Source organism: Alteribacter keqinensis (assembly GCF_003710255.1).
Taxonomy (GTDB): Bacteria; Bacillota; Bacilli; order Bacillales; family Salisediminibacteriaceae; genus Alteribacter; species Alteribacter keqinensis.
The window spans coordinates 1,610,623-1,633,121 of the sequence record NZ_RHIB01000001.1; the positions used below are offsets into that span (position 1 = coordinate 1,610,623).

Annotated in this window: 21 protein-coding genes; 10 read left to right on the plus strand and 11 right to left on the minus strand. The window is 45.9% G+C overall.

Going from position 1 to position 22,499, the window contains the following annotated elements:
* Positions 1-2 precede the first annotated feature (2 nt).
* The 3 genes from EBO34_RS07935 to EBO34_RS07945 form a co-directional block, all read right to left on the minus strand.
* Positions 3-950: an ABC transporter permease gene (locus EBO34_RS07935; protein WP_122897362.1), complete on the minus strand. Its 948-nt coding sequence runs from the start codon at positions 948-950 to the stop codon at positions 3-5.
* A 1-nt stretch (position 951) separates the two neighbouring features.
* On the minus strand, positions 952-1,884 hold the full coding sequence (locus EBO34_RS07940; RefSeq protein ID WP_122897363.1) for an ABC transporter permease: 933 nt from the start codon (positions 1,882-1,884) through the stop codon (positions 952-954).
* Between the two features lie 1,009 nt (positions 1,885-2,893).
* Positions 2,894-3,802: a glycine betaine ABC transporter substrate-binding protein gene (locus EBO34_RS07945; RefSeq protein ID WP_236784706.1), complete on the minus strand. Its 909-nt coding sequence runs from the start codon at positions 3,800-3,802 to the stop codon at positions 2,894-2,896.
* Positions 3,803-3,934: 132 nt separating this feature from the next.
* Here EBO34_RS07945 and EBO34_RS07950 point away from each other — a divergent pair, with 132 nt between their 5' ends.
* The gene (locus EBO34_RS07950; RefSeq protein ID WP_122897364.1) at positions 3,935-4,630 is read left to right on the plus strand and encodes a hypothetical protein; all 696 of its coding nucleotides are present in this window, start codon (positions 3,935-3,937) and stop codon (positions 4,628-4,630) included.
* 213 nt (positions 4,631-4,843) lie between these two features.
* Here the strand turns inward: EBO34_RS07950 and EBO34_RS07955 are convergent, their stop codons facing one another.
* A complete protein-coding gene (locus EBO34_RS07955; RefSeq protein ID WP_122897365.1) occupies positions 4,844-4,969 on the minus strand; it encodes a YjcZ family sporulation protein in 126 nt (41 codons plus the stop codon).
* A gap of 339 nt (positions 4,970-5,308) precedes the next feature.
* Between EBO34_RS07955 and EBO34_RS07960 the strand changes: the two genes are divergently transcribed.
* Complete coding sequence (locus EBO34_RS07960; RefSeq protein WP_122897366.1) at positions 5,309-6,094, plus strand: hypothetical protein; 786 nt, start codon at positions 5,309-5,311, stop codon at positions 6,092-6,094.
* Positions 6,095-6,188: 94 nt separating this feature from the next.
* On the opposite strand, the gene EBO34_RS07965 is transcribed toward EBO34_RS07960, so the two are convergent.
* Positions 6,189-7,250 carry an acyltransferase family protein gene (locus EBO34_RS07965; RefSeq protein WP_122897367.1) on the minus strand — a complete coding sequence of 354 codons (1,062 nt, stop codon included), beginning with the start codon at positions 7,248-7,250 and terminating at the stop codon, positions 6,189-6,191.
* Positions 7,251-7,854: 604 nt separating this feature from the next.
* Here EBO34_RS07965 and EBO34_RS07970 point away from each other — a divergent pair.
* Positions 7,855-8,517 carry a LysE family translocator gene (locus tag EBO34_RS07970; protein ID WP_122897368.1) on the plus strand — a complete coding sequence of 221 codons (663 nt, stop codon included), beginning with the start codon at positions 7,855-7,857 and terminating at the stop codon, positions 8,515-8,517.
* A gap of 48 nt (positions 8,518-8,565) precedes the next feature.
* On the opposite strand, the gene EBO34_RS07975 is transcribed toward EBO34_RS07970, so the two are convergent.
* Both EBO34_RS07975 and EBO34_RS20620 read right to left on the minus strand, forming a co-directional pair.
* Positions 8,566-9,561, minus strand: a complete 996-nt coding sequence (locus EBO34_RS07975) for a zinc-binding dehydrogenase (RefSeq protein WP_122897369.1) — start codon at positions 9,559-9,561, stop codon at positions 8,566-8,568.
* Entirely contained in the window at positions 9,536-9,712 is a 177-nt protein-coding gene (locus EBO34_RS20620) for a hypothetical protein (RefSeq protein ID WP_183163761.1), read from the minus strand. The genes EBO34_RS07975 and EBO34_RS20620 overlap by 26 nt, the downstream gene beginning before the upstream one ends.
* A gap of 57 nt (positions 9,713-9,769) precedes the next feature.
* Between EBO34_RS20620 and EBO34_RS07980 the strand changes: the two genes are divergently transcribed.
* Genes EBO34_RS07980 through EBO34_RS07990 form a run of 4 tightly spaced genes read left to right on the plus strand, consistent with a single transcriptional unit; the run spans position 9,770 to position 13,794 of the window.
* A complete protein-coding gene (locus EBO34_RS07980; RefSeq protein ID WP_183163762.1) occupies positions 9,770-11,296 on the plus strand; it encodes a spore germination protein in 1,527 nt (508 codons plus the stop codon).
* Complete coding sequence (locus EBO34_RS07985; RefSeq protein ID WP_122897371.1) at positions 11,293-12,498, plus strand: Ger(x)C family spore germination protein; 1,206 nt, start codon at positions 11,293-11,295, stop codon at positions 12,496-12,498. Before EBO34_RS07980 ends, EBO34_RS07985 begins: the two co-directional genes overlap by 4 nt.
* Positions 12,485-12,658, plus strand: a complete 174-nt coding sequence (locus EBO34_RS20625) for a hypothetical protein (protein ID WP_183163763.1) — start codon at positions 12,485-12,487, stop codon at positions 12,656-12,658. The genes EBO34_RS07985 and EBO34_RS20625 overlap by 14 nt, the downstream gene beginning before the upstream one ends.
* A 5-nt stretch (positions 12,659-12,663) precedes the next feature.
* Positions 12,664-13,794, plus strand: a complete 1,131-nt coding sequence (locus tag EBO34_RS07990; RefSeq protein ID WP_122897372.1) for a GerAB/ArcD/ProY family transporter — start codon at positions 12,664-12,666, stop codon at positions 13,792-13,794.
* 24 nt (positions 13,795-13,818) lie between these two features.
* Here EBO34_RS07990 and EBO34_RS07995 read toward each other — a convergent pair whose 3' ends face one another.
* Positions 13,819-14,292, minus strand: a complete 474-nt coding sequence (locus EBO34_RS07995) for an NADPH-dependent FMN reductase (RefSeq protein WP_122897373.1) — start codon at positions 14,290-14,292, stop codon at positions 13,819-13,821.
* Between the two features lie 268 nt (positions 14,293-14,560).
* On the opposite strand from EBO34_RS07995, the gene EBO34_RS08000 reads away from it, so the two are divergent.
* The gene (locus tag EBO34_RS08000) at positions 14,561-15,946 is read left to right on the plus strand and encodes an MFS transporter (RefSeq protein WP_122897374.1); all 1,386 of its coding nucleotides are present in this window, start codon (positions 14,561-14,563) and stop codon (positions 15,944-15,946) included.
* Between the two features lie 884 nt (positions 15,947-16,830).
* On the opposite strand, the gene EBO34_RS08005 is transcribed toward EBO34_RS08000, so the two are convergent.
* Positions 16,831-17,058 carry a hypothetical protein gene (locus EBO34_RS08005; protein WP_122897375.1) on the minus strand — a complete coding sequence of 76 codons (228 nt, stop codon included), beginning with the start codon at positions 17,056-17,058 and terminating at the stop codon, positions 16,831-16,833.
* Between the two features lie 126 nt (positions 17,059-17,184).
* On the opposite strand from EBO34_RS08005, the gene EBO34_RS08010 reads away from it, so the two are divergent.
* Positions 17,185-19,506: a UvrD-helicase domain-containing protein gene (locus EBO34_RS08010; RefSeq protein ID WP_183163765.1), complete on the plus strand. Its 2,322-nt coding sequence runs from the start codon at positions 17,185-17,187 to the stop codon at positions 19,504-19,506.
* A 402-nt stretch (positions 19,507-19,908) separates the two neighbouring features.
* Here the strand turns inward: EBO34_RS08010 and EBO34_RS08015 are convergent, their stop codons facing one another.
* Both EBO34_RS08015 and EBO34_RS08020 read right to left on the minus strand, forming a co-directional pair.
* On the minus strand, positions 19,909-20,088 hold the full coding sequence (locus tag EBO34_RS08015) for a hypothetical protein (RefSeq protein WP_122897377.1): 180 nt from the start codon (positions 20,086-20,088) through the stop codon (positions 19,909-19,911).
* Positions 20,089-20,422: 334 nt separating this feature from the next.
* Positions 20,423-21,574, minus strand: coding sequence for a hypothetical protein (locus tag EBO34_RS08020; protein ID WP_122897378.1), 1,152 nt, complete (start codon positions 21,572-21,574; stop codon positions 20,423-20,425).
* A 184-nt stretch (positions 21,575-21,758) separates the two neighbouring features.
* On the opposite strand from EBO34_RS08020, the gene EBO34_RS08025 reads away from it, so the two are divergent.
* Positions 21,759-22,439, plus strand: a complete 681-nt coding sequence (locus tag EBO34_RS08025) for a BMQ_0737 family morphogenetic spore coat protein (RefSeq protein WP_122897379.1) — start codon at positions 21,759-21,761, stop codon at positions 22,437-22,439.
* Positions 22,440-22,499: the final 60 nt, after the last annotated feature.

Genomic DNA, 22,499 nt, shown 5'->3' on the forward strand with positions numbered 1-22,499 from the left:
GGCTACCTCCTTAGCTTTGGATCGAGTGCATCCCTTAATCCGTCTCCAAATACGTTGAATGCCAGCATTGTCAGTGAGATAAAGAAGGCAGGAAAAAACAGCCGCCACCAGTATCCTGTATTCAGTACACCAAGAGCATCGTTGGCCATCGATCCCCAGCTCGCTACCGGAGCTGAAACACCTAACCCTAAAAAGCTTAAAAATGCCTCTGCGAAAATGGCTCCCGGTACTGTCAGTGTCATGGAAACAATGACCGGCCCCATCGTATTCGGCAGTAAATGTTTGCGAATGATTCTTGATGTATCGGCACCGAGAACTTTGGATGCGAGCACATATTCGTTTGTTTTCAGCTGGAGAACCTGTCCCCGGACAATCCTTGCCATACCGATCCACCCGGTGAGTGTCAGGGCAACGATAATGGTAAAAAGACCCGGTCCCATAATAACCATAAGTAAAATAACGACAAGAAGATATGGAAGGCCGTAAAGAATATCAATGATACGCATCATGACATTGTCTGTTCTTCCGCCTTTGTATCCTGAAACCCCTCCATAAATCACCCCGACAAAAAACTCAATCAGGGCAGCAGCAAATCCGATAAACAATGAAATTCTCGCACCGTACCATGTTCTGGTAAACATATCTCTTCCCAGGTTATCCGTACCAAACCAATGCTCACGGGAAGGGCCCATGTTCTGGTTGCTTAACGTTTGATCGGAATAGCTGTAAGGGGTGAGCATCGGCCCGATAATCGCCATGATCGTCAAAGCGATGATCACAACGAGTCCACTTACAGCAAGCTTGTTTTTCAAAAGTCTCTGCCAAGCATCTTTCCAAAACCCGACACTCGGGCGGACAAGTACATTCAGCTCAGCTTTATTCTTATCTACGGGGACAAAAAGCCGGTCTTCCGACGATCCTTTTGCCCTCTTCTCAGTTGTTACCGGCATTCTAGTCCTCCTTCGAGTGCAGCTTGATTCTCGGATCAATAAATCCGTATAAAATATCAACAATAAACATCATCACGACTAAAATTGTACTGTAGATCACCGTTGTAGCCATGATCATCGGATAATCACGATTACTTATACTGTTTACAAAGTACTGCCCGATTCCCGGAATCGAGAAAATCCGCTCTATCACAAAACTCCCTGTAAGAACCGAGGCAGTCAGTGCCCCCATAATCGTCACAACCGGCAGAAGTGCATTCCGAAGGGCATGTTTGACAACGATTTGGACTGAAGTGAGCCCTTTTGCTTTAGCTGTACGAATATAATCCTGTGTCAGAACTTCAAGCATGTTTGAACGTGTAAGTCTTGCAATAATGGCCATAGGACCTGACGCAAGAGCAAGTGCTGGTAAAATCACGTGCCTGTATGTACCCCACCTTGCAATCGGGAAAAAATCCACATGTACTGCTATGTAGTTAATAAACAGCATTGACTGAATAAAGTTCGGGATGGAAATGCCGATAACAGCGAACACCATCGTCATATAGTCAATCATCTTGTTATGGCGGAGAGCGGCAAAAACACCCAGTACCACACCTGAAAGAACGGAGAAAATCAATGAAGCAATACCTAACTGAAGTGAAGCGGGGAATCCGCTTTCAATCATGTCGTTCACATCACGGGACCTTGATGTCATGGACGGTCCAAAATCAAACGTGGCGACATTCTTTAAATAGGTTACATACTGGACTGGCAATGGCTGGTCCAGGTTATAATAGGCAGCCAGGTTGGCACTTGCTGCATCGGAACTTCCTGCATCCCCTGTATCCAATGGATCCCCTGGTATGGCATGCATCAGAAAAAAGGTCAGGGTAATGATAATCCAGACCGTAAGAATCATCCATAAAAAACGTTTTAATATGTATATAAGCAAAGTCTTGAGGCCCCCCTGTTGTAAAAGGTCTAAATTTTCCAAACATTCAGCACACACGAAATGTCCTCCGTCGAGGTGGTACAGGGACCATTAGTCAACTAGTCCTGTGACCTATTAACATCTCAGCTCCTTCCTCCATTAACAAAGTTTTGAAATTACATGGTCATTATATCAAAATAGATTTTACATCACAAATAATTATAAGAATTTTCTATATTTTATGCGCTGGATATGTCAGGTTTTTTCACATGGAAAATGCATGAATAACAATGGGGGAGAAAAACGATTTCTCGGTGAAAACCTTATAGATATATGAAGGTAAGCCCTTACATTGCAGTAAACATTCATGTCCTCACCCCACCCTCAAAAGGATGGAAAAAGAAAATAATGAAGAAATATCCTGCATAAACACTATATACTATCCTATCTGAATTATGTAAATCCTGCGAGTGACTATAGGTCTATTTGTCCATCATTTCATACAATTCATATTCTATTAAAACAAAAAGGAAGGTCGGAAATGTTCATCCCGGTCCCTTCCTCTCCAACTCTTGTTGCATAAAAACCCTGTGTACCGTCATCAAAAAAAGCGGCTGGGACATAAAGAAAGTGTTTAGCTGAGAATCCGAATGATGCGCCAACATAGCGGATGAAATATACGCAGGCTCCTGCGGGTTAAAAGGAAGCCACTGAAAAAGTACAAAACAACTTTTTCAGTGGCTTTTATTTGAATGGCTTCAGCGGTTGCGCGCCTGATACGAGAAACCCACTCATACCAGGCTTTTAAAAATGCCAACCGTTACGCTCATTGCTTAGAAGGCACTGGAAAAGTTAAAGATCGAACTTTTTCAGTGCCTTCTGAAAAGCAAAGGTGAGACCCCGCAACGAAGTGAGAAGGCTCACCAGCTTCCCGCGGAAAGCGGAGTATATTTCAGGAGCGGTTTATTAGCGCCGCTTTTATTCGTACGGATTCTCGTTGGCTAAAACACTTCAGTCCCAGCCTCTTTATTTATTCAGCCATCCATTCGTCAACCAGATCACGGTTTTCTTCAATCCACTCTTTCGCCCCTTCGTACGGGTCGTCCAGGTCATTGATTGTCGCCATGAGGTCACCGAGAGACTCGTCGTCCATCATCCAGTTGTCCATCCACTCCACCACTTCCGGATGATCATCAGCAAATCCTTCACGGGTCATGTAATAAATATCATCGGGGTCGCCGAACACGTTCTCCGGGTCTTCCAAATACTTAATGTCATAGTCTGCAAACAGCCAGTGCGGGCTCCAAAGCGTCACCACAATCGGCTCTTCATTTTCATACGACTGCATAAACTCTGCATTCATGGCAGGGTCTGAGCTTGTAACCAGGTTCAGATCCAGGTCGTATTCGTCTATGGCATCCCGGGCAAGATCCGTTAGGGCCGCTCCTTCTTCAATACCGACAATTTGTCCGTCAAACTCTGAGGCCATATCGTTTAATTCTTCGATCGAATCAATATCCATGTACTCCGGAACGGCAAACCCAAGCTCTGTTCCCTCATACCAGATTTCCCTCATGTCAACGTCATCACCGTACTCTTCTTCGTAGGATTCATCCGTATTCGGAAGCCATACTTCAGGGGCAATATCCAGCTCACCCCTGGAAATTCCGAGCCAGACCGGCGCTTTGTCCATGGACTGAATGTCCACTTCGTAGCCCTCTTCTTCCAGCAGCACCTTCCACATGTTTGAGACAGCAATATTTTCAGCCCAGTTATTCCGGCCAATCACAATCTCACCTTTATCTTCGGATGTCTCTTCAGCAGTTTCATCTCCACCGGCGTCCCCGCCTTCTTCAGGTGCTTCTCCACCGCCGCCGCAGGCTGTTGCGGCCATAAGCATTCCCAGTGAAAGTGCAAGTAACCCTTTATGCTTCTTCATCCATGTACACCTCTTTTTTCCAAATTTACGTTACCAGAACGTATTTTTTCCAATCATACGTTTGTTATTCACAATAGCCCGCCCGTGAGGTGTTATGATTGGATAAATGAGTGAAAGAGAGGAGTTATTTTTATGGAAAGCCCCCTTCATGAACATTTAAAAAAACAGGCCCTGTACTGGCTGAAAGATAAAGTAGTTGACCTCTGCGCAAGCGAGGTAAAGTTATTTGTGAAACGAAAAAAACTGAAAGCAGACGCCCTCGGCATTAATATCAGGCGTCAGGAGTCCCGGATCATCGAAGTAAAAGTGTCCAGATCTGATTTTTTGCGGGATGAGGTCCTCCGGATGCCCTATGGCTATCATGAAATTGCCGATTATGCCTATATAATGACGCCAGCCGGACTCCTCGTCCCGGATGAGGTACCCCCGGGATACGGTCTTCTCGAGATTGACGAATTTGACAATGTGGCTGTGAGGAAAAACCCTGTCCGCAACCCGAACCCGGTTGTGGATCTTGAAATTTTAACGAAGCGTACCGCCCGTGCAGCCACAAATGCCGTCCTGTTTAAAGAGCTGAGTAAAGAGCAGCGGGATGTGACAAAAGGGGCATTTGCCAGAAACCCGAAAGCCCATCTCGTAAATGCCACTTGTCCATTATGTAAAAAACGCCACAAGTACCTGATCCGGGCTGAAGGTCAGGATACGGTAAACTGTAAAGGACAGGGGTGCAAACACACAATCCCCCTTGATAAAGCCCGTGTTCATATCGTGACTTCGTATAATGAGAGGTTTTATAAGGATCTTCATAAAATTATGGAAGATGAATAGTAGATTTTAGCCGGTAATGGCTCCTCATAGGTCACGGTTTCCATTTATATGGGAAAAAATCTGGAATTCTTAACTTAAAAGGTCTTAACAACCAGGCCGGAATTCTTAACTTTGAGGAAGGACACCTTAACACAAATCCCCTAATTCCCTTCCCCGGGCGAAAAAAAAAGACTGCGCACTACCAGGCGCAGTCGTTCCCCGATATAGTTGCTACTACCAAGACCAGGCAGCGCCAGCGATGATGACAAGAAGGATGAACAATACGAGAATCAACCCGATGCCGTATCCTCCGCCTGATGGTGCACAACCGTAATTATATCCACCGTAACCCCAGCACATATGTGACACCTACCTTTTTTTAAGGATGTACTACAGTATAGTTTGAAAAGTCCGACCGGCTTGTTCATTCGCCCGGTATCAGCAAAATATCTCTGTATATGTGTGGATAAACTTGACGGTAGGCTATCAGGATTGCTGTTATTTTACACTTATCCTTCTGTTTTTTTACGGTTAATCGGCGGCATTCTACGGTTGGCCTTCGCTTTTCTACACTTCGCCAGCCCTTTTTCCACTTAGTACTTCAGACCCCAACCACAGCGCTCCCGAAAAAAAATATAAATGAGCCACCCCATTTTTCGCTTTCCCCGTTTACTTAATAGGTGAAGGGAGAGGTGGCTCATGGCAAAAGCGATGGTCAATGATCATGTGGACAGTTTTAAGAGATATTCTCAGTTTGACAGTGTGAAGGAGTTTAACGCGCATTTGAACAGTTGGCTCAGCGATCCGGCAGTAAAGCTTGGTAAAAAGGAAGTGATCGGGTTAAAAGCGCTGAGCAGATATGCCGTAAAGGTGATTGGTGTTGCAAATGCGAATGTGGCGACGGTATTAAAGACCGCTCAGGGACAGCTCTCACGGGCCACATACAAACGGATGATCCAAAAAGCAAAGGCGGCCGGGATGGTTACTGTATATGGAACGGTAAGAAAGTCGGGAGCACAGTCGAGTAATCTCGTTGTGTTTAACCCTTATCCGGTACAGAATGAGCCGGGCCCCCCGGTGAAAATGACCCCCCATAAACAAAGTTCTTTTAAACCAAAAGATCCAAAAAAGATCGTTAAAAATAACGTAAGGCACGATAAAATGAGCCCGGCTGTTCCCGAACGGTTCTCAAAAGTGGTGTCCAGCTTTTATCCGGAACAGGGGGCTGTTAAGGAATTTTGGTCCATGACCACACGGGCGGCATGGCGGTATTGCTTTGAGCATTGTGACTGGCTCACCGATGAAGCCGTTCTTGCGTTCAAGGAGATGATCTCAAGGCTTAAGCAAAAGAAAGTAAACAACCCCGTTGCGTATTATTTCGGCATACTGATTAAAATGCTCGAGCAAAAATACTACGAAGACCTTAACAGACTCGCAGACAACATAACTGAACCATCGAAGGGCCACTGGCTTCACGCAAATTAAAAGAGGCTGACCCCAAAGGTCAGTTTTTACCTTTTGGGTTAGCCTCGAAGCAGAGAGCGGAGCCATTGCCAATCTACTCTTAAGAAAGACTCTCTTATCTGGCAGTCTTCACGGTCTGCCTGTTCGGAGACGGCAGCTTTTTTCCGATCAGCAGTTTTCCCGGTGCCCAGAGATGAATCAATTTCGCAACTGCAATCGAACCAATCAGGGCGGCAACAAAAATAAACAACGTATATATAGTGGGGCTTACCCCCGCAATCGCCGGGATCGGGTAAATCACAAGAGTGTGAAGCAGGTAAATGTTAAACGAGTACTTACTCACAAACATAACCGGCCACGGAACCTTTTTCGCCCGGGCTGCGATAAACAGAATAAGGGCCACCACAGCGATTGTATATACGATATTATCCAGCCGCTTGGATGAAACCACATCAATAAAATCCGTTCTGACGTTCACAATAATCCACCCAAGAGCAATCACCGGCACCGCTGTAACCGTGCGCCTGTGACTGATAATCCAGGTTTTCACACGGTCAAAATGACGCCCTGCATAATATCCGAGGGTGAAATAAAAGATCCATCCAAAAAACGGAATCCAATGCCCCCTGAGCCAGATATACTCGGCCACCTGGTTTGAAGGCGGTTCATTAAAATTGAAGAAGCCGATATAAGCCGCCTGAACCGCGAATGCGACAAGCAGTACAGGCGCTGCCGGGAAGCGTTGAAGCTTTTTATTCAGCAAAACATGAAGGATGTAAAACTGAAAGATAATTAACACAAAGTAACCTGTATATCCCCCGGCAAACAAATTCAAAGCTCCGTTTTGAAAGAACGCTCCTGGCGTGTCTGACTGAAGCAAGGCAAAAATTAATCCCATAACTGCAAAGGGGACAAGCAGAAACCGGATCCGTTTTTTAAAGAAGCCCGGAGGCACTCCATCTGGATAGGCTCTTGCCAGAAGAAGCTCTGATATAAACACAAATGCCGGCGTACCAAAAAAGGCCGCAAACCGGATGAAAATAAGAAAATATTCCTCAAACTGGGACAGGGCCCCTTCATAATTTGCCAGTGTTGTGTTCACTGCGTGAACAAGGACTACGGCTAAACAGGCAAGCGCTCTGATCCAGTAGACTTCATAGATGATTTTTTTACTCATGCTGAAACGCTCCTTCTGCCAAAGCTTGACCGGACTCTGTCTATATCTTTCGTTTATTCCATGATTTTTTGAACGTGGAAAAGATTACATTCTACAGATCCGGAAACTCATAAGCCTTCATGGGGGTCCTGTCGCTTATCTCATTCCCTTTCATCGGTACACTTAAAAAGAATCAGGCAGGGTCCTGAAACCCTTCCTTGTAAAGCAGGCATGATGCTTTTCTATCAGGTTCTGTTAAAGATTATTCTTGATTTATAACACTATTGATTGCACCGAATGCGCTGCCATGAGCGTTCACATCTCAGCTTCGACACAAAAAGCTGCAAAGCATACCTCGCTGAGGAAAAAGCAGCGATGCTTCATATGAAAGCAGGCTCACCTCGCTCCCCATGCAATGAGCGTAAACCAACAACTGTACTTACAAAGCCTTCTATTAACCTATTTCCCTCTTTTCCCTTTACGGTAACCGGTTTTTCCGCGATGCTTTTTAAGCGGTTCACCGCCTCCTGAGCTCGTTTGTATTAATCGTCCTTCTCTGGTCTAAATCCAAAGGATGGTTCATCTATATGGTAAAGACAAGCTCGTTTTCCCGGGAGGTAGGTTGATGATAATTATGCTCGTCAAGCAGATGGTTCTCGGATTATCGATCGCAGCGCCGATCGGCCCGATCAATATTGAAATTATCCGGCGTGGTATTTTTCAGGGCTTCTGGTCCTCGCTGCTCGTAGGCGCAGGGGGGATGAGTACCGACCTTGTGCTGATGTTTTTTATGTACAAAGGTCTATCCGGTATCCTGACTTTAGAAGCTGTGCAGTTCCTTCTTCTTGTCCTTGGCGCTTTTTTCCTGACTTACACCGGTTTTTCGGGGCTGCGGCAGCCTGCTTCTTTATCTGAACCCTTTATGGATATGCGTGAAGATTCGCCGGTTTCCTATGAAAAAAAATCTCTCCTCCACGCTTATGTAACCGGGGCATCCATTGCTGCTTTCAATCCTCTGAATCTATTGTTCTGGCTCGGTATCTACGGATCTGTTCTGAGTGACACATTTGCGGACGAAAATAAACTCCGGGCATTTACTGTAAGCAGTGCTGTCTTTTTAGGCATCGGGCTCTGGAACCTGAATCTCGCATTTACGGTCCAGTTCGGTAAAAAACTTCTGACACAGAGGATGCTTCAGGGGATCTGCACCGCGGCCAGCATGGTTCTTATCGGCTTCGGGGGCTACTTCGCGTGGAAAGCGGTTCTGAAAGTGATTGTATTTATGTAAAACAGAAGCCGGGCGGCGGGGCATCCCTCCTCCTGGCTTCCTTGTCGTCTAGCTGATCTTAAATGCTATTTTTCCGAGCTGTTTTGCTTCTTCCAGCCTTTTAAACGCTTCTTCGTAGTCATCAAGATCATAAACCCGGTCCATCACAGGACGAATTTGGTGGGTCTGGATAAAGTCCAGCATCTGAATATACTCTTCATGGCTCCCCATCGTAGAGCCAAGCAGGTTGTACTGACCGTAGAAAAACTTCCTGAGATCCATTTCCACTTTATCCCCTGTAGAAGAGCCGAATGTCACGATCGTCCCGCCTTTGCGAAGCGTATCAAGGGACTTGGTAAAGGTAGCAGCACCCACGCACTCAATAACAAGATCCATCTCGCAGCCCCCGAGTCCCTTTTTCCAGTCTTCTGCGGAGTCCAAGGCCTTCTCAGCTCCGAGTTCAAGGGCTGTCTGGCGTTTTTCTTTTGAACGGCTGGATACATATACCTTCGCACCGGCCGCTTGGGCAAAAAGAAGCAGGAATGTTGCCACACCACTGCCGATGCCTGGAATAAACACGTTCATTCCGGCCTTCAGATTACCTCTTGTAAACAGTGCCCGGTAAGCGGTAAGTGCTGCGAGGGAAAAGACGCCTGCCTCTTCCCAGGATAGGTAATCTGGTTTTTTTACAACAGCCGAAGCTGGTACTGTTACATATTCAGCGAACGTTCCGTTGTTCGGAAAGCCCAGTACTTCAAACCACGAGGGTGGAGCATCACTGTTCTTTTCCCAGTACAGCCCTGGATTGACCATAACTTCGTCTCCTTGTGAAACGGCCGAAACATTATCACCGGTTGTGTCTACGATCCCTGCCCCGTCAGACCCGATTACAAAAGGGGGATCTTCAGGATCGTGCCGGTCCAATACGAACAGATCCCGGTGATTGAGACCTGCTGTCCTCAGTCTGATCCGGACCTCGTCTTTTTTCGGTTCCGGCTTTGGCATGTCCTGAATCTGTGTGAGGCCTGCAAAGCCTTTTTTATCTTTGTGAACAACTGCTTTCATTCTTATCGTCCTCCTCATAATTTGTGTTGATGACAGTATAGTAAATTTCCCTCCTTGTTTCACGCAAAGCAGATTCCCCGTCTATTTCACGGACTTCGTTGCCACTGCCTTTTCCACTCTGCACCGCCTTCCCTCTTCTTTCCTCATTCATGTATATTCCCCCACGGTTAACAGAAACTACCTGTAACAAAAGCAGGAGGTGAGGAGATTGGACAAGCGCAACGACGATATTGAAGAAACGTTACGCCCATATGAGGTGCCATTGTCAAATGACTTAACAAAAAATATCGACCAGCTCCTTACCTTTCTTGGACACAGCGAAGATATTGACGTTGCCAGATTTAATCACCTGCCCGTACCTTTTGCAGTCATTCATTTTGAAGCGATGAACAATGAAGATATGATAACGGATGCCATTAACAGTCCTCTGATGAAATCACAGGATAGGAAAGCCGATTTATTTACAAGCGATCCGTCTCTTCTTTTCTCCAAGATTCAGGGAACAAAGTCTGTCCCTCTCCACACTTTTAAGGACCTTATTGAAGAACTTCTTCACGGAAACGTTATTGTCCTGGTGGAAGGCTGCACGATTGGCTATGGTGTGCATGGATTTTTAGTGGAAACCCGAAATGTAGACGAGCCGCAGAACCAGACCGTAATCAGAGGCCCAAAGGAAGGGTTTGTCGAGAATATCAACGTAAACTCTTCCCTTCTTCGAAGAAAAATCAGGAATCCCCAGCTTCGCTTTAAAACCATGACGGTCGGCAGAAGCACCCAGACAGAAATACGTCTGTGCTACCTGGAAGACGAGGTAGACAAAGACGTTTTAAATGAAGTGATCCGGCGAATCGAAAACATCCGTACAGAAGAAGTTTATGAAAGCGGCATGCTTGAAGAACTGATCGATGACTATGGAAAAAAACACCGCTGGTACAGCCCGTTCCCTGTTGCACGTACGACGGAGCGCCCCGACACGGTCTCCTCTGAAATCCAGGAAGGAAAGGTAGCTGTGATTGTAGACGGCACACCATTTGTCCTTGTGTACCCGATGACGTTTCTTTCCTATTTTCAGGCAGCGGAAGATTACTACCAGCGCTTTGATTTTGCCTCCTTTATCCGGTTTATCCGTCTCGGGGCATTTGGGATCAGCTTGTATCTTCCTTCCCTTTATATAGCCATTACTACGTATCATCCGGAGCTTGTTGCTACAGATCTTCTAATCAACCTGGCCGCGCAGCGGGAGGGCATTCCTTTTCCCGCTTTTATTGAAACCCTGTTAATGGAAGTCATCTTTGAAATCCTCCGGGAAGGCGGCGTCCGGATGCCGAGGACGATCGGTCCTGCAATTTCGATTGTAGGGGCGATTGTTCTCGGGGATTCCGCTGTGCGTGCCGGTCTCGTGAGTCCAGCTATCGTCATTGTCGTGTCACTCACAGCAATATCCAGCTTCGTGGCACCTGCCTACAATTTTTCCATTTCAGCCCGGATTCTCCGGTTTGTCATGATGATATTTGCTGCGACTACCGGCCTTTACGGTGTGATGTTTTTCAGTACGATCCTGCTCATCCATCTGTGCTCGCTGGATTCCATGGGAAAACCTTATTTTTCACCTATTGCCCCGATTAATTTTAAACATCATAAAGACGGCTTTTTCCGCTTTCCACTCTGGGTGAAAAACGTCCCGTTTCTCCGCCCCTGGATTCAGCATAAGGCAAAAAAGGAGAATACCGGATGATAAAGTTTGCAAAATGGATAATTACATTAGCCATAACCGTTTCTATTTGTACCGGATGCGGAGACAAAATGGAGCTTGATCAGCTCGCTGTCGTTGTTGCAATAGGCATTGACCAGGTGGAAGACTCGGAGGATTTTGAAGTCTCTTTTCAAATCATTAACCCCCACGGTGCCTCTGCCCGGGTGGCTACAGAAGGCGGGGGAAGTGAAGACGCTTCTGTCTTTACGTTTACGACACGGGGAAAAACCCTGGTGGAAGCGGTTGACCTCGCTAAAAACATTGCACCGAGACGGCTGTTTTTTTCACATATGTACTACATAATTATCGGTGAGAATTTTGCAAGAGAGACCGGAATTAATCGGGTTTTCGACTTTGTGGAACGGGACCAGCAAATGCGGATGCAGTTTCTCGCATTTATCGCCAAAGACACAACTGCAAAAGACATGTTGTCTGTTTTCACACCTCTTGATGAAAACCCTGCAAAATCGGTAAGGGACAGAGTGATGGTTGCCTCCGGTTCCCTTGGTATTTCAGGGCATCTTACGTTAGCCGACGCAATACGTGCTTATGTAAAGGAAGACCATCACCCGATCCTGCTGGGACTTAGAAATATTTCCAGTGAGAACAGTGACAATACAGAGGTTTTAAGTAACATTGACGAACATTCCTTCTCCCTTGACGGGCTGGCTGTTTTTAAAGATGACAAGCTGGTGGACTGGATGAATACCCAGGAGTCTCAGGGATGGGTGTTTTTAAACAACCTTGTAAAGGACCGCACTATTTTTGACACGAAGTGTGAAGGAGGATATACAGGTGTTCGTGTTCACTCTTTGAATGAGACTGTTAAAGCTGCTGTAAAAAACGGCAAACCCCACTTTACAATCAGCCTGACAGGGAAGGGCTACATGCTGGAAACATCCTGTGATCTGGATATTGGCGACCCTGAGGACTTCAAAAAGATTAAAGAGGCAGTTAATGATGAACTGAGAAATGAAATACAAATGACCATTGATAAATCAAGGGAACTCGGGTTTGATGTGGTTGGTTTTTCTGAATGGTTTCACAACCAGCAGCCAAAGAAATGGAAGGAATGGGAAGGTGACTGGTTTCACCACTTACAGGAAGGAGAAATCGTTCTTAACGTTGACATTGACCTGACTAATACAGGAATGAGGTTTAATTCTCTAAATGAAGCCAAATAAGCGTAAGCAAAAGAAACCTTCACAAGTGACGCTGATATTCACATGGGCCTTCACTGCTCTGTACACAATCTCTTATTTAAATAAAAAAGACTGGCTCCCGTTTACTGCCTGGATCCGCCGTCTTTATGAGCCGTTGTACCACTACTTCTTTGGAGGATAACATCCATGAAGCATACTATTAACCGCTGGCAGTTTGCTCTGTTAGTCGCCAATTTTATTGTAGGAAGTTCTCTTTTGATGGCCCCTTCGGCAGCCGCTATGTTCGCCGAACAGGATGCATGGATAAGTATGGGAGGAGCAGGCCTCATCGGAATCGGGATAAACACGGTACTCTTCCTCCTTTTAAAAAAATACAATTATACGTCTATTTTCCACATTATTGAGCTCGTTTCCGGCAAATGGATCGGAACTATTGTTAACCTGGTCCTTATCTTTGCAGGGGTGCACTTAGCCGCTCTTGTCATGCGGAATTTCTCGAATTTCGTAAACATTGTCGCATTGCCTGAAACATCCATCCACGTTGTCATTTTCATGGCGCTCATACTCATCGTGTATTCCGTAAGCAAAGGCGTGCAGAATATCGGCAGAGTAAATGAGGTCGTACTTCCCGTTATGATCTTGGTGGTCACAGGCACTCTTCTTGTTGTTCTGAACAAATTCCATTGGGATTTTCTCCTACCAGTACTGGATAAAGGCTGGCTTCCGGTAATGGAAGGCATCCATCCCCTTGTAGGCTTTCCATTTGTGGAGATGATGTTATTTTCAGCCCTTGCCACATATGTGTCAGATAAAAAACATTTAATTACGTATACACTCGTAGCGATTGGATTCTCTGGTAGTGTTTTAATGCTTGCCATCGTTGTTACATTAGGGGTTGAAGGTCCGTTCCTTGCCGGACGGGAAACGTACGCTACCTATTCAATGGCACGCAGTATCGAAATCGGCGAACTGTTCCAAAGAGTTGAAGCAGCCATCGGGATTGTATGGCTTCTTTCATTAATTGTAAAAATAACTGTATGTTTTCTTGCTGTCATTCTCGGTCTTCAGCATATAAGCAAAAAAGAAACGTACACCTCTTTTATGCTGCCTGTAGCGATTCTCATTTGGGCCATGAGTGAACATCTTCATCCGGATATTGTAGACTTTACTGATTTCGTTTTGAAAAACTGGACGTTCTACTGGCTGACTGTCTATGGGATTGTCATTGCCGTTCTTGTGAGCGGAATTGTGATGAAAAAGCACCGCTTTACAAAGGAAAACACGACACACTTACAGGGAGGGGCGGAAGGGAAATGAGGTTGACCGCCCCCAGCCTTCCCCTTAGAAACATGCAGTCCATTCAGCAAAGGATGCAATACAACTTTCAAGAACCTCGATCGTTTTTTCATCTGTGACCTTATTGTCCCCGAGCCGCTTATGAGCGGTGCCGATAAAGACTTCTGGCTGACTCATCACAAACGATCCGCACGCAGCCAGGGTCTGCTTGACCTGGACCTGAGCGAGTGCCGTTCCCTGGGCACCTGGTGAAGCACCGATTACTGCAGCTGTTTTTTTATCCAGTACATTTTCATGTGTAATACTTCCTGCCCAGTCCAGGGCGTTCTTTAGTACTCCGGGCATGCCCCGGCTGTATTCAGGGGTAACGATAAAGACACCGTCCGCATGTTTGATCAGGTCTTTAAACCTTTTCACTTCCTCAGGGTCTCCTCCCTCTTCCAGGTCCCCGTTAAAGAGGGGCAGACCTCCGATACTCACAATCTCCAAATCCAATGTGTTCCCGCTCAGCCTCTTCACTTCATTTAATACACTTTATTTATCGATTTTTTCCTGAGGCTTCCTGCAATTCCGATTATTTTCATAGACGTGACCTCCATTCGTTTATTGTCTATTCCCCCGGGCAGCTCCTTTCAATCCCAGGCAATTACATTGACGATGCTGCAGGCTTTCCATTAAGATAAAGAAAGGAATATTTCCAGACGCGAAATAATTAACAGACACGGCGCCCGTTTATGGTTGCGCCTTTTCTCTTGGTTTAAAATGTCTTTTAGAAAGTAGGATCCTCATGCAGCACCAATCAAGCCACGATGAACCAAACGTGGACCCGAAACTCACATCACGACTCATTTTGTTATTATGTACTGTCCTTATTTTTACCGTTATGAACGGCACGATGTTTAATGTGGCCATTCCTGATATTGCGGAGCATTTCAATCTCCTCCCGTCCCAGGTAAGCTGGGTGATGACAGGATATATTCTCGTCTTTTCCATCGGCTCCCTTATGTATGGAAAGCTGGCTGATATTTATCCGATTAAAAACATCCTCACCTTCGGACTGATCATGTTTGCTTCAGGTGCAACATTGGGGCTTGTGGCACCAAACTATCCGACTCTCCTTGCAGCACGGATTATTCAAGCAATGGGCGGCGCAACAATCCCCGCTCTTGCTTTTATCATTCCCGCCCGGTTTATTCCCGGTGAGCGGGGGCGGGTGTTTGGAATTATTTCCTCCACTGTAGCCTTCGCTTCCGGAGTAGGCCCGATTGCCGGCGGTGTGATCGGCGGCGTCCTTAGCTGGCGCTTCCTGTTTATTTTTTCCATGCTGGCGGTTCTGGCTATTCCGTTTTTACGCCGCTGGATTCCTGATGAAGAGAAACGGCCCGGTGTTGTTGACGTGCCGGGAGCTGTGTTTATTGCCTCGACGGTAGCCGGGCTCCTCGTGTTTATTACAACCGGCATGTGGTGGGCGACGATCCTGTTTGCCGTCGGACTCGTATTGTTTATCTGGCGCACCATGACGGCAGAACACCCGTTCATCAAGCCGTCATTGTTAAAAAACAAGCGCTATGCCGTCACTGTGGCAACGAGTTTTATGGGCACGAGTGTTTTGTTCGGAATGATTTTTATTATCCCCATCATGCTCAGAGATTTGAACGAGCTGAACACGCTCGCGATCGGACTCGTTCTTTTCCCCGGAGCCATGGCAGCGGGACTCATTGGTCAGGCAGGGGGCAGGCTCGTAGACCGAAAAGGAAGTGTTCCGGTCGTCAAGCTCGCCCTTATCCTCGTGGCAGCGGGAACGCTGTGTATTTCCACCTTTGCCGGTTATAACCCGGTCGTCATTGCAGCCTGTCTGTTAATTACGTATTTAGGGTTCCCGCTCATTCAAAGTTCAACAGCCAACCTTCTGTCCACGATCGTTTCAAAAAAGGAAACAGGTGTCGGTATCGGACTGTTCAACCTGTTGAACTTCATGAGTGCCGCCATCGGCAGTGCAGTCTATGGTCGTATCCTGGATATGGAGTCGGCTGCCATTCTGTTCAACCCTTTTGCACGCCAGGGGGAGAATGTGATTTACACAAACCTGTTTTTAAGTCTGTCCATTATTGCTCTTCTCGCCCTCACTCTGTTTACACGAAAATTTAAGGAAGAACCACTTCCAAGGGATTAGAAGGTGCTTTGCGATTGCTCATAGTTCATGATGAGCGGGACATAAAATAAAGTGTTAAGCTGAGCATCCGAACCATGCACGAACATAGCGGATGAAATATACGCAGACTCCTGCGGCATGAAAAGCAATGGTGACCCCACCGTGCACAGGAAGCTACTTAAAAAGCCAAAGCCTGATAACGTCACCACTTTAGTGCCTGATTGCAACAAAAAATGGACTTTGCTTTTATGATGTACTAAAGATTATTGTTGTTAAAAAAGTGTTGATTGGTGCGAATGCGCGACACTCCTGCGGGAAAAGCGAGTTCCGGGGAGACCCCGGAAGCGCAAAGCGCTGAGGAGGCTCTCGAACCGCCTGCGGAAAGGGAGCGCAATGAGTAGAAATCAACACCTAATTTTAGTGAGCATATTTTAAAAGAATAAACTTTCTCAGTGGTCTTTCATAGCATGCGGAGGCCGCGGAAAACGAATATATTTCAGATGCGATTTATTTGCAACGCATATTGTTTGTTCTGATTTTCGTTGACTAAAACACTTATGTCCCAGTCTCTTCTTTTATTTGCGCAAAATGTCAGAAAAAGAGGAAAAGTATTCGCGATTCTCTCTTTCCAAATGAATGAAAGCGTTTTAAAATAGAGGGGATTAGGTTACACACTCAAAACAGGTCAATAATCATCACACACACCCTGCAGCAAACCCAGTATGCACCTTTATTTTTGCCTGTTTTTAAGGGAGGGCTTGAGTACTATGAAAAAAACACTCGCCGTGCTCGGCGTCATCTTCTTATTTGCCATTGTTGGACACTTTTTCGCATAGGAAAGCTACAGCCATTGATTGCAGACAAAAAAGAGCCATGCCCGGATTATAAATCGGACAAGGCTCTTTTTATATTGATGTATCAAACCGTTTTCCTTTACCTGTAATCTCACGTTCGCAGGCAATTGCTTGCTTTCGTCTTTCCATGTTCGTCACCTGCCGTTCAAAATAGTTCCGGTGGCGGATGCTGTCCACCCTTTCGGTTTTCGGCACGGTGTAAATCAAAGGTGTACTCGGCAATTGCCGATTCGCATAAAGAAAACTCTGTTCGTCACGTACTGGAGGAACATATCCCATAACGAATCACCTCAGTCTCTATTTACCCCTTATCTCTTTGCCCAAAACACCTAGTGAAACACCCTCAATTCTCTGGTAAGATGAATAGGCTATGTCATTTTCTAATAGAAAGTTCGGGGTGCAATGATGCAACGCGCACTACATAATCAGACAATCTATGAGCTTACCTCTCTTGATCGGGGCGGGCTCCATACCTTATATCAAAAAAGTAAAAAGAGCGAACTCACATGTCCTTACTGCGGGGAAACGGTCACCCTGGCACTCGGCATTCACAAAGCTCCTTCATTTTCCCACCGCAAACCGTCACAGTTGTGCCAGGAGCAGGATGAAAAAGCAGGAACGAACACCGTTGAGGCTGAGGTTAAGCAAGAAGAACCCGTGGCCGCTTCAGTCGGATCCTTTTCCCTTCCTGTAAAAAAGTCGATCTCATCAACAGCGGCGCTGCCGGCAAACAAACCGGACTGTTTTAAAAACCCGCTTCTCTATTCCAACGACGATCGCGTGCAGGAAGACAGCACTCTTTCTTATTCAGAAGACCCTGTCCTGAGGGCGATTGAAGAAAACGGGATGCCTTTGAACACGAAACAACAGCAGGCAGTCACATCGGTGGAAGGGCCCCTTCTTCTGTTAGCCGGAGCCGGGAGCGGCAAAACCCGCGTTCTCACTTCCCGTGCAGCCTATTTCATTAAAGCCGGTCATGTACTGCCTGAAAACATGATGCTGGTGACTTTTACCCAAAAGGCCGCCGCCGAAATGAAAGAACGTCTTGCCACGCAGTACGGCCTTGACCGCGGTATCGTAAGGCGCCTCGTCTGCGGCACGTTTCACAGCCTTTTTTACAAAATGCTCATGCATCACGCCCCTGACCGCTGGCGTCCGGAGCAATTGCTAAAAGCCCAGTGGCAAAAAGAAAAACTCGTCCACCAGGCACTTCGGGAACTGTCCATCGATGAGCGTGAATTCGCCATCGACCAGGCAATGACCACCATGAGCGCGTGGAAAAATGAAGGCCTCACAGCTGATGCAGTAAAACATGCAGACCATTTTGAAAAGCAGGTAAAAGACATTTTTGCCATTTACGAGCGGGAAAAAGAAGCGAAGAATCTCTTCGACTTTGACGACATGCTTCTCGGCTGTTATCACATGCTCAAGGAAAACCCGGACCTTCTAACCAGATACCAGAACCGCTTTACTCACTTTATGATCGATGAGTTTCAGGATATCAACCGGATTCAGTACGATATTATGAAACTTCTTGCGGCCCCGCAGAACAATTTGTGCGTGGTCGGTGATGACGATCAGTCCATCTACCGCTTCCGAGGCAGTGACCCGGGTTACATCCTAAATTTCAAGCAGGCCTTTCGGGATGTGAAGGTTCTTCATCTTGAGAATAACTACCGCTCAGAGCAGAACATTGTTGATCTTGCCAATGACCTGATCCGCAGAAACACCAGCCGGTATGAGAAAAAGATGGCACCGGTTAAACAGAACGCAAACGAACCTGTGTTGTTTTTTCCTTTCGATGAAGAAGAGGAAGCGATCTATATTATTGAGCGTATCAAAACCCAGCTGAAAAAGACGTCGAAACCTGAAGACATTGCCATTTTATATCGCACACATGTCCAGGCCCGGGCGATTTTCGAGCAGCTTTTGGAGAGCGGCCTTCCCTTTTCCATGGAGCACGGGGGCGATTCCTTCTATGACCGCCAGGTGGTCCGAAAAGCTCTGTCCTTTTTGAGACTTGCTTTGAACGGCGATGACGTAGACGCCATTCAGGACTGGATCCGGGTGATGTTCTTCAAACAGTCGATCATTCAGGACCTGAAGCGTCATACAATTTTTCACGACGAAACGATGCTCGAGGCGACCCGCCGGATGGAAGACACAATGCCTGCCTTTCAGCGTAAAAAACTAGGTGAATGTCTGAAACATTTTCCTAAGCTGAAGAATATGAAGCCGAAAGAAGCTCTTCTGCACGCCTTCTCAAACATGGGCCTTGAAGATTACATCAAGAAAAACGGCAAGGAAGGCAATAAAATGGAGCGGGGTTCCGATGATTTTCACGAACTCGTGGCAATTGCCTCAAACTACAGTTCCATTGAAGATTTTCTCGCCTACGTAGATCATATTCGCGCCAAAGTGAAAGTCCATAAAAATGAACAACCTGCGTCTGCAGTTCAGCTCATGACCATTCACCGGGCAAAGGGGCTGGAATTTCCAACCGTTTACGTCCTCGGTTGTAATGAAGGCTCCCTCCCCCACGAGTATGCACTGGACAAAGCCCGTGAAGGTGACGACTCCTTTTTGGAAGAAGAGCGGCGCCTCATGTATGTAGCTGTGACCCGGGCGGAAGAAGAACTATACCTTTCTGCAACGGATATGCGCCGGGGTAAAAAATCGTACCGTTCCCGCTTTCTCAGAGATGCAAATTTTAAACGGAAAAAATAAGGAGCGCCCGTCTCACGCACGAGTGAGTCGGGGTTTCTGGATGCTCTGGAAGTGTTATCTGCCGCGGGGATGTTCACTTTCTGTATCTCCTAATTATGGTTGAGGAATCTGTCTTCGGGATTGTCCTTCCCTAGTGGACTTTTCGGGCGTATTTTCTCGTTTACCAGCCATTTTTCCAGCTTGGCGTTCTAAAGTCGGCATAACTACTTTTCACGGCTCTTATTCACCTATATCCAGCGTTGTTCATCATTTTGGTGAGGTTGCCGGTCGACTTTGGAAGTTTATTCATCACCTTAGAGAACATTTCAGTTTTACCGACAGAAATGGCGCGATTTTACGAAGCGAGCGTTTAGTCGGAAGCCCCTCCAATACAAAACAAAAAAACATGCCCGCGCATGTTTTTTAAATCCACCAAAACGGAGGATGGTCTTCTTTTGAATTATCCGGGGCTTTCTTCTTTTCACCCTGGTTTTCGTTATTGCCGAGCATAAACTGATTCCAGTAGCTCCAAAGCGTCTTCTCTTCTTCTTTTACCTTTTCCTCTTTTTGTTCTGGAATCGGATTTTTCTTTTTCTTACTCAAAGTTAAGGCCCTCCATTCCCTTCTTACTGATACCATCATATGCAGGTATCTTCATTTGGGTCCGGGCATGAGTGAAAAGTTAGGATGATCTAGCTTTTTTACCAGCGCAGCCGCAGCCTCGCTTCTTTACTTTTTGTGCGGTAGAAAGAACTCTTCCTTTATATACATATTCACTGTTTTGTACCGTTGCTGTCTTTCGACTGGCAGCTCTTACTTTTTTACCGGATCGGCTTTTTTTACTCACTGTGATGGTGCCCCTTTCCTGTTAACATAGCGTTCTTTTATACACTATGAAACAAGGCACCGGTTTGTCTGCACACAAGCGGAAAACAGGCTATTCTTTTTTCTCTTTTGTTTCATTTAACTCACCTTGCTTTTCTAGCCGTTGTGCCGCCACTTCATTTTTCTTGCTTCCGGATTTCCTCCTGTCTTCTGTAATCACACCAGCTCTTTTTTCTGCTTCGGTCTGTATACTTTTGTTCCCTCGTGATTTATACCAGTCCCGCTCATCCGGCTTTATACGGCGTTTTTCACGTACAGGCAGTGCTGCCGGCGGGGAAGCAGTCTGTAAGTTTCGAATAAAAGGAAACACACCATCTTCATCCTGAAAAGGCTCATATTTAGATGACTGTGAAGGTGGCTTACTGGTGGGAAGAAAAGGAGTGCTGAGCCCTTTTGTCGACTTTAGTTCGATCTTCAAGAGAGCAATCTCATTTTCGAGCTCTTTTGTGTTCACCTGACGGATAAGAAGATCGGCCTTCTCTTGATCCCATGCTTTTTCAGCTTTGGAAAACGACTGCTTCACTTTTTCTTTTTCTGCCTCAGAAGCCTTTAGCTTGTTGCTCAGCACTTCATTCTGTTCCCGCAAACTTTCGATCTTTTTGTTCCACGACTTTTCAGCTGCAGAGTGCTCCTCCTTTATGGTTTCTTTAACAGACCGGGCCTCATTCAAATCAATATTCAGCCTTTTCTTTTCTGTCTCAGTGTCCTTTAGCTGGATACACATCATTTCATAATGTTTTTGCATGCTCCCTTTCTCTTCCGCCCACGCTTTTTCCGCTTCGAAGTACTCTTGTTTAAGTTTCTTATTATCAGACTGAGCCTCACTTAATTCGCAGGTCAAAAACTTACACTTCTCCTCCATGACCGACCATTCTTTTTCCCATGTTTTTTTCGCTTCATCATGGGAAGTGCACACAAGGTGGTACTTTGTACGGTGATGTTCTGCCTTGGACTGGGCATCTCTCATTTTTTCCATGGCAACAATTAGTTCGGATTCTTTTTTTTCGTATTTAGTCAGAAATTCTTCAAACTTCAATCGAAGTGATTCGTTTTCTTTCCGCATCTGTTCAATTTCATTGACCGCATAAGTCCGCTTGTAGCTTTCAATTCTTCTATGGCAATCCCTGACTTCGGATTGCAGCTGAATGATGCGTTGTTTCAATTGAACCGACGACAGTTTTTCCAGTGATATGACCTTTTTCATTTAACTCTCCCCTTTAATAAAAAAATCATCCACTATATTCATATGTACGGGGAAAGGAATCTTTCGTAAAAAACGCCCAACAACTGTTTTTCATTCTGGGATTATGCACAATTTTTCGCCCACCTCATACTATGAAGTAGTCCCCGATAAAGGAACTACCATGAATGAAAGGATGATAAAAGGCATGTCAAATTTGGAACGCCTATGTATCGAAGTAGATAAACTTTATGACTGGGTTACTCGAAGCACAACAAAATCCCTAACATTTTCAGGTGAGGCAGGTTTAGCAGATCTGGACTTCGATTGTGACGGGGAAGAAGGCGCCGATCCATGTGAATTTCTTCCTGAAGATGGCGACTACCTGGTAACAGTCGTAGAAAACGATGATATGAGCTGTTCTCAAGTAGGGCCAAGAAGAGATGTCTTCTTCCCTGAATTAGGTATCGAATTACAGGAAGTAAAGATCAGAAAACAAGGATCCTTCTTTGTTGAACTGCGTCTTGAAGAAGACGGTCCTGTAATCTGTACTTCAGGAGACATCGAATTCTGTCTGTTTGAGACTTTCTATCTCTGTGCACCGGAAGAAACCGACGTTGTATGTGAGGTTTACGACTTTTTCGGTGACGGTGTCATCTGCTGTACAAACGGACAGTTCAGTTCACTTGAATTAAGCCTGCTTATCTGTCAGCAAGTGAAGGTAGTAGGAAGTGTTATTATCGAAATTGAAGGCAGACCATGCAGACCAAGAAGACACATTATGCCTCAGCCGGTTGACATTGAATGCCCGGCAATTGTTTTCCCTAGACAGTGTCCGGAAGTCTTCCCTGGTCCGCACAACCACGATGACAGCACCCATACTATTTAACCTATAATCAATAAAGATCAGATTGATGACACCCATCAATCTGATTTTTTTATTCTGACG